The organism is Paratractidigestivibacter sp. (assembly GCF_052362415.1).
In the GTDB taxonomy this organism is placed as follows: Bacteria; Actinomycetota; Coriobacteriia; order Coriobacteriales; family Atopobiaceae; genus Paratractidigestivibacter.
The window spans coordinates 1-5,915 of record NZ_DAWEMK010000108.1; the positions used below are offsets into that span (position 1 = coordinate 1).

The 5,915-nt window shown below is 68.2% G+C and carries 4 protein-coding genes and 1 pseudogene; 4 read left to right on the plus strand and 1 reads right to left on the minus strand.

Annotated features, from left to right (window positions below; all coding sequences use genetic code 11):
• A pseudogene (locus tag ACT84W_RS09075) lies at positions 1-889 on the minus strand (hypothetical protein); the annotation flags it as partial.
• Positions 890-1,138: 249 nt separating this feature from the next.
• Between ACT84W_RS09075 and ACT84W_RS09080 the strand changes: the two are divergent.
• The 4 genes from ACT84W_RS09080 to recJ form a co-directional block, all read left to right on the plus strand.
• Positions 1,139-1,411 carry an HPr family phosphocarrier protein gene (locus ACT84W_RS09080; RefSeq protein ID WP_417575518.1) on the plus strand — a complete coding sequence of 91 codons (273 nt, stop codon included), beginning with the start codon at positions 1,139-1,141 and terminating at the stop codon, positions 1,409-1,411.
• Positions 1,412-1,502: 91 nt separating this feature from the next.
• Complete coding sequence (tgt, locus tag ACT84W_RS09085) at positions 1,503-2,690, plus strand: tRNA guanosine(34) transglycosylase Tgt (RefSeq protein WP_444328974.1); 1,188 nt, start codon at positions 1,503-1,505, stop codon at positions 2,688-2,690.
• A 240-nt stretch (positions 2,691-2,930) separates the two neighbouring features.
• Positions 2,931-4,424, plus strand: a complete 1,494-nt coding sequence (locus ACT84W_RS09090) for a preprotein translocase subunit SecD (protein ID WP_444328975.1) — start codon at positions 2,931-2,933, stop codon at positions 4,422-4,424.
• A gap of 1 nt (position 4,425) precedes the next feature.
• A partial coding sequence (gene recJ / locus ACT84W_RS09095; protein ID WP_444328976.1) for a single-stranded-DNA-specific exonuclease RecJ occupies positions 4,426-5,915 on the plus strand: 1,490 nt, incomplete at its 3' end.

Below are 5,915 nucleotides of genomic sequence, written 5' to 3' on the forward strand. Positions count from 1 at the left end.
TCGCCTTCGCTGCGTCGGCCTCCTGTTGGGCGCCCTCAAGAGACTTGTTCTGGGTCCAAAGGTGCGTCTGAGCGTTCTCGACGGCTGTTTGGGCCTCCTTCGTCGCCCGCTCGACCTCGGCGCGCGCTGCCTGGACGCGCGCGAGCGCGGCGACGTTCTCGGACTGCATCTTCGCGATGGCGGAGGGGGAGCCGTCGCCCGACTGGAGCTTTTTCAGGTCGTCCTGCACCTTACGTTGCCGCGTCTGGGCGTTGTCGAGTGAGCGGTTCGCCGAGTTCACGGACTGCTCGCGGCGATCGGTCGCCTCGCGCACCTGGGCCTCCGCCGTCTTCGCCGCGCGCTTCGCCTCGGCCAGCGCCCGGTTCGCGTCCTCAAGGGCGCCCTTCGAGGTCTCCGCGATGCGCTTGTACGGCCTCAGCTCGCTTGCGTTGGACGCCTTCAGCTCGTCGAGGTCGGACATGAGCGCAGCGTGCTCCTCCGTAAGGCCGCTGAGCTTGCGCTGTGCGAATTCGATCTTCTCCTTTGCCACGGCGACGACTTTGCCTTGGTCCGCGAGGATTCCCTCGTAGCCCGACTCGATCTCGCGGCGGTGCTCGAGGACGGTCTTCTCGACCTCGAGCTCCTGGCGGATGGCCTTGGCCTGGGAGCGCGCGTCCGCGCTCTGCTTGCTCGCGTTGTGGACGTCGCGCATGGCGAAGGCGCCCGCCTTGAGCGTGGTGGCCGCGCCCCTCGCCGCGCCGAGCGCGCCTCGCGCTGCCTTGGATGCCGCGCCCGCGCCGGGCTCGGCCCCGGTCTCAGATCCTGCGCCCTCCTCGGCCCCGGCGCCCTCCTCGGCCGCGCCCACCGGCTTTTCCTCTTCGGGCTTCTGAGCTTCGAGCTTATCGTCCATGTTGCGCCTCTCGGGATCGGCCGTAGACCGCGGCTGCTTTTCCAAACAGGATACCGCGTCGGCCTGGTTACGGGTGCCGATTTCGCAGGTTGTTCTCGCCCCTTGGCGCGCGACTCGCGCCGCTCATCGGGGCGGTTGAGAATCTCGTCGACATCGACGGTTTTCTTTTCCGTCATGTTTGCTACTATTACGAACAGGTTGGGGGGACGTTTCTCCCCTCATCGGATCATCAGAAAGGGAGTCCCCATCATGGTTTCCAAGCAGACCAGCATCACCAACGCCACCGGCCTTCACGCCCGTCCCGCCTCTCTGTTCGTCACCGAGGCCAAGAAGTACCAGTCCAACGTCACCATCAAGAACGTCGACAAGGACTCCGCTCCCGTGAACGCCAAGTCCATCATGATGATCCTGGCCGCCGGCCTCGGCACCGGCACCACCGTTGAGGTCGCTTGCGACGGCGAGGACGAGCAGGCCGCCCTCGACGCCCTCATCGCCCTCATCGACTCCAAGTTCGGCGAGTAGGACTGGCGCATACGCTAGAATCGAAGGCCCGGCGCCGCATCGCGCCGGGCCTTATTATTTGTCTTCATTCTTACGGAAAGCGGGAACGTGCATGTGCGGTTGCGGGGAAGAAAAGCTCTGGGGCGCGGGCGAGGCGGTCGACGAGTCGCGCTGGTTCACCTATGACGTGGTGGCCGAGGACCCGGCGACCCATGCGCGCGCGGGCGTGTTCCATACCCCGCACGGGGACATCCCGACGCCCATCTTCATGCCCGTCGGCACCAAGGCGACGGTCAAGGGGATCCTCCCGGAGACCCTCGAGCGCATGGGCACGAAGATCCTGCTCAACAACCTCTACCACCTCTCGCAGCGCCCCGGCGCCGACCTCGTCGAGCGCATGGGCGGCGTCCACCGGTTCATGCGCTGGGGAGGCCCCATCCTCACCGACTCCGGCGGTTTCCAGGTCTTCAGCCACGAGCAGTTCTTCAAACTCTCTGACGAGGGCGTGAGGTTCCGCGCCGTCGACTACGACGGCCGCTGGCAGGAGTGGACGCCCGAGCAGAACATGCGCATCGCGCAGCAGCTCGGCGCCGACATCGTCATGCAGCTCGACCAGTGCGTGGGCTATCCCGCGACCCGCGCGAAGGTCGCGCGCTCCGTGGAGCTCTCGAGCATGTGGGCAGACCGTTGCTTCGCCTCGCACACGCGCAAGGACCAGGCGCTCTTCGGCATTGTCCAGGGCGGCATGCACCTCGATCTGCGCGTGCGCAGCATCGAGCACCTCGAGAACGCGGGCGACTTCCCCGGCTACGGCATCGGCGGCTACTCTGTGGGCGAGGACCACGAGACGATGTTCGAGAGTCTGGCGCCGCTGTGCGCCGAGCATATGCCGCGCAACAAGCCGCGCTATCTCATGGGCGTCGGCAACCCGACGACGCTCGTCAACGGTGTCGCAGCCGGCATCGACATGTTCGACTGCGTCCTGCCCACGCGCACCGCGCGCACCGGCACCGCCTTCTCCAACGAGGGGCGCATCAACCTCAAGAATGCCCGCTTCCACGACGACGAGAGGCCCCTCGACGAGGGCTGCGGCTGCCCTGCCTGCGCGGGAGGCTTCTCGCGCGCCTACATCCATCACATGGTGAGGCAAAAAGAGATGCTCGGCTCCATCCTGATCTCTGAGCACAACATCTACTACCTGCTCGACCTCATGCGCCGCGCCCGCGAGTCGATCATCGCCGGCACCTACGGCGAGTTCGTCTCCGGCTGGATGGCCTCTCCCGCCGCGAACGACTGGTGATCGCCAAGCCCTTTGACTCGATGACGATCGCGCCCTCCGCCCCTCCCGGCCGCGCGCATTGTCTCCATGCTCAAACAGTCCTGCTCGCACGGAGGCCACATTAAGTGGCCTCCGGCTCGTGCGGAACTGCGCGTGGAGACAAAACGCGCGACCGGGAGGGGCTTCTCGTCCGCGCTGGTCTATACTCAAAGAGTTTAATCGCTGAGGGCCGATGGCCCCGACAACTTAAGAGGTTACCCAATGGCCAAGAAGGTCCAGTCCGACGTGCCGAAGACGGGCGTCGACAGGTGGCGCGAAGCTACCCATACCGAATCGTCCGTGAAGCCCGGCTCCGGCAAGAAGCGCGTGAGCCAGACCGTCGTCCGCAGCAGGAGGACCCTCATCACCGCCGCCGTGCTCGGGGTCGCCGCGGCGGCGGCCGTCTTCGTGTTCCGCGGCTCCTTCGACTGCGGGGTCGACATCTCCGGCGGCACCGAGCTCGTCTTCACCGCGAGCGGTGCCGGCTCCTCCGAGCTCTCTGACGCGGCGAAGGTCCTGCGCACGCGCCTGGCGGGTCAGGGCATCACTGGCGGCGAGGTCAAAACGGGGGAGGGCGACCAGGTCCTCGTCCAGGTGCCCGCCACCGACGACCCCGACTCCCTCGCCTCTGGCATCGGCCAGACCGGTAAGCTCGAGTTCGCCCGCGTCGACGAGATCTCCGACGCGGAGGCCATGTCGAAGATCCAGAACGGCAAGGAGGGCGTGAAGCTCGGCGACGGGTCCTACACCTCTTTCCTCGACGGCTCGCACGTCAAGTCCGCCCAGGTGCGCTCCGCGAGCAGCTCCGCCTCCCGTTCCTCTTCCTCCTCCAACACCTACATGGTCGTCATCAACTTCGACTCCGAGGGGGCCCAGAAGTTCGCCGACGTGACGAAGGAGCTCGCTTCCTCGAACGGCCAGATCGCGATCGTCGTCGACGGCGAGGTCAAGTCGGCCCCCGCCGTCCAGGCCGAGGTCGACGGCGGTCAGGTCTCCATCTCCGGTAACTTCTCGCTCGAGGAGGCGCTCCAGCTCAAGAGCATGCTCGATTCCGGCACGCTGCCCGTCGGTCTCAGCTACGACCAGAGCCGCCCGCTCGACCCGGTCTTCTCGACGAGTCAGCTCGCCGCGTGCCTCGTGGCCACGCTAGCGGTCTTCGCCGTCGCGGGGCTCATGCTCTTCGGCCTCTTCGCCTCCGCCGCCGTCGCCGCCCCGGCGCTCTCCTGCATCCTGACCTCGGGCGCGTTGCTTCTGTGCTCCGCGTCCGGGCTCTTCTCGCTCTCCGTGGCCCGCGTCGCCGCGGTCGGCGTCGCGCTCCTTTGCGAGTTCATCGCCGTGGGCGCCGTCGTCTTCAGGCTTCGCTCGCTCGTACGAGACGGCAGGAGCGTCAAGTCGGCCTCCATCAAGTGCGCCGACTCGATCGCGCGCCCCGCGGGCATCGCGCTGGCCGCGCTGATTGTCGTGGCGTTCGTCCTTCTCTTCGTGCCCTCGGGCGATGTCCAGGCCGTCGCCCTCGCGCTCGCCTGCGGCCTCGCCTGTGATGCGGCCTCCTCGCTGCTGGTGGTCGTTCCCGTCCTGCGCCTCGCCGGACAGGGCGCGGCGTCTGCTAAGCCGGGTCTGTGGGGCCTCGGCCGCGCCGTCGCCCAGGCGAACGGGCCTGAGGCCGGCGACGGCGCCTCTGGCCGGGACGACGGCTCCGCCCGGAACGGCGACTAAGGTGGCCGGCCTTTCCGAGAGCCGCCGCTGGTCGGTTCTCGCGTCGAAGCCCGCGGCCGAGCTCGAGCTCCGGCGCGAGCTTGGCGTAACCCCGCTCGTTGCGCGCGTGCTCGCGTCCCGCGGCTTTACCGACGCCGCGAGCGCCCGTGAGTTCCTCGACCCCTCGCTCGAGCGTGACTGGCTCGACCCGCTGATCATCCCCGGGATGGGCGACGCCGCCCAAAGGGTCGAGCGCGCCTTGGACGAGCACGAGGTCATCGCTGTCTTTGGCGACTTCGATGTGGACGGCATGAGCTCGACCTGCCTGCTCACGCTTGCCCTCAGGCATCTCGGCGCAGAGGTCCATCCCTTCATCCCGCACAGGTTCGGCGAGGGCTACGGCCTCTCGCGCGAGGCGCTCGGGCGCGTCAGGGAGACCTGCGAGCCGTCGCTCGTCATCACGGTGGACAACGGAATCGCCTCGGGCGCCGAGGTCGCCGAGCTCGTCGCCGCCGGCATCGACGTCGTCGTGACCGACCACCACGAGCCCTCCGAGCTCGTCCCGCGCGACGTGCCCGTCACCGACCCGAAGCTCGACCACGCGTGCCCCTCCCGCGAGCTCGCGGGAGCCGGCGTCGCGCTGAAGCTCGTCCATGAGCTCGGGCGCCGTCGCGGCGAGCCCGAGCTGTGGCGCTCCTTTACCGACATCGCGATGCTCGGCACGCTCTCGGACATGATGCTCCTCCAGGGAGAGAACCGCGCCCTGGTCGCCGACGGCATCGAGCGCATGAAGTCCGCGCCCCGCCCCGGCATTTCCGCCCTCGCCGCGGCCGCCAACATCCGCGTTTGCGACCTCGCGGCGGACTCGCTTCCCTTCTCGCTGATCCCACGTTTGAACGCGGCTGGGCGCATGGGCACCACGGACACGGCCTTTGAGCTGCTCATGGTCGAGGACCCGCGCAAGGCAGAGCTCCTCGCTGCCAAGCTCGAGGAGACGAACACCGAGCGGCGCGCCATCGAAGCCGAGCTCACCGACGAGGCGATGGCGAAGATCGAGGCCCAAGGACTCGGGCGCGCGCACGCCGTGGTCGTCGGCGGCGAGGGCTGGCACGAGGGCGTCAAGGGCATCGTCGCCTCCAGGATCGTCAATCGATTCCATGTGCCGGCGATCCTCTTCAGCATCTCCGACGGGGTCGCGAAGGGGTCGGGCCGCTCGGTCGGCTCCGTCGACCTCTTCCACGCGGTCGAGCAGTGCTCCGACTGCCTCGTGCGCTTCGGCGGCCATGCGGGCGCGGTCGGCGTGACCTGCGAGGCATCGCGCCTCGACGAGTTCCGCGATCGCCTCGAGGCCGTGCTCGCCGAGCTGCCTGCCGAGCAGTTCCGGGACACCGAGGAGGTCACGGCCATGGTCGGGCTCGACGAGCTCACCGTGGAAACCGTTGGCGCCCTCGAGGCGCTGCAGCCCTTCGGCCAAGGCAACAAGAAGCCCCTCTTCGCGTCGCGCGGCGTGAG

Bases quoted from the DNA above. Each gene is read 5' to 3' on its own strand.
- ACT84W_RS09080 (WP_417575518.1), top strand. From the start codon at position 1,139: ATGGTTTCCAAGCAGACCAGCATCACCAACGCCACCGGCCTTCACGCC.
- tgt (WP_444328974.1), top strand. From the start codon at position 1,503: ATGTGCGGTTGCGGGGAAGAAAAGCTCTGGGGCGCGGGCGAGGCGGTC.
- ACT84W_RS09090 (WP_444328975.1), top strand. From the start codon at position 2,931: ATGGCCAAGAAGGTCCAGTCCGACGTGCCGAAGACGGGCGTCGACAGG.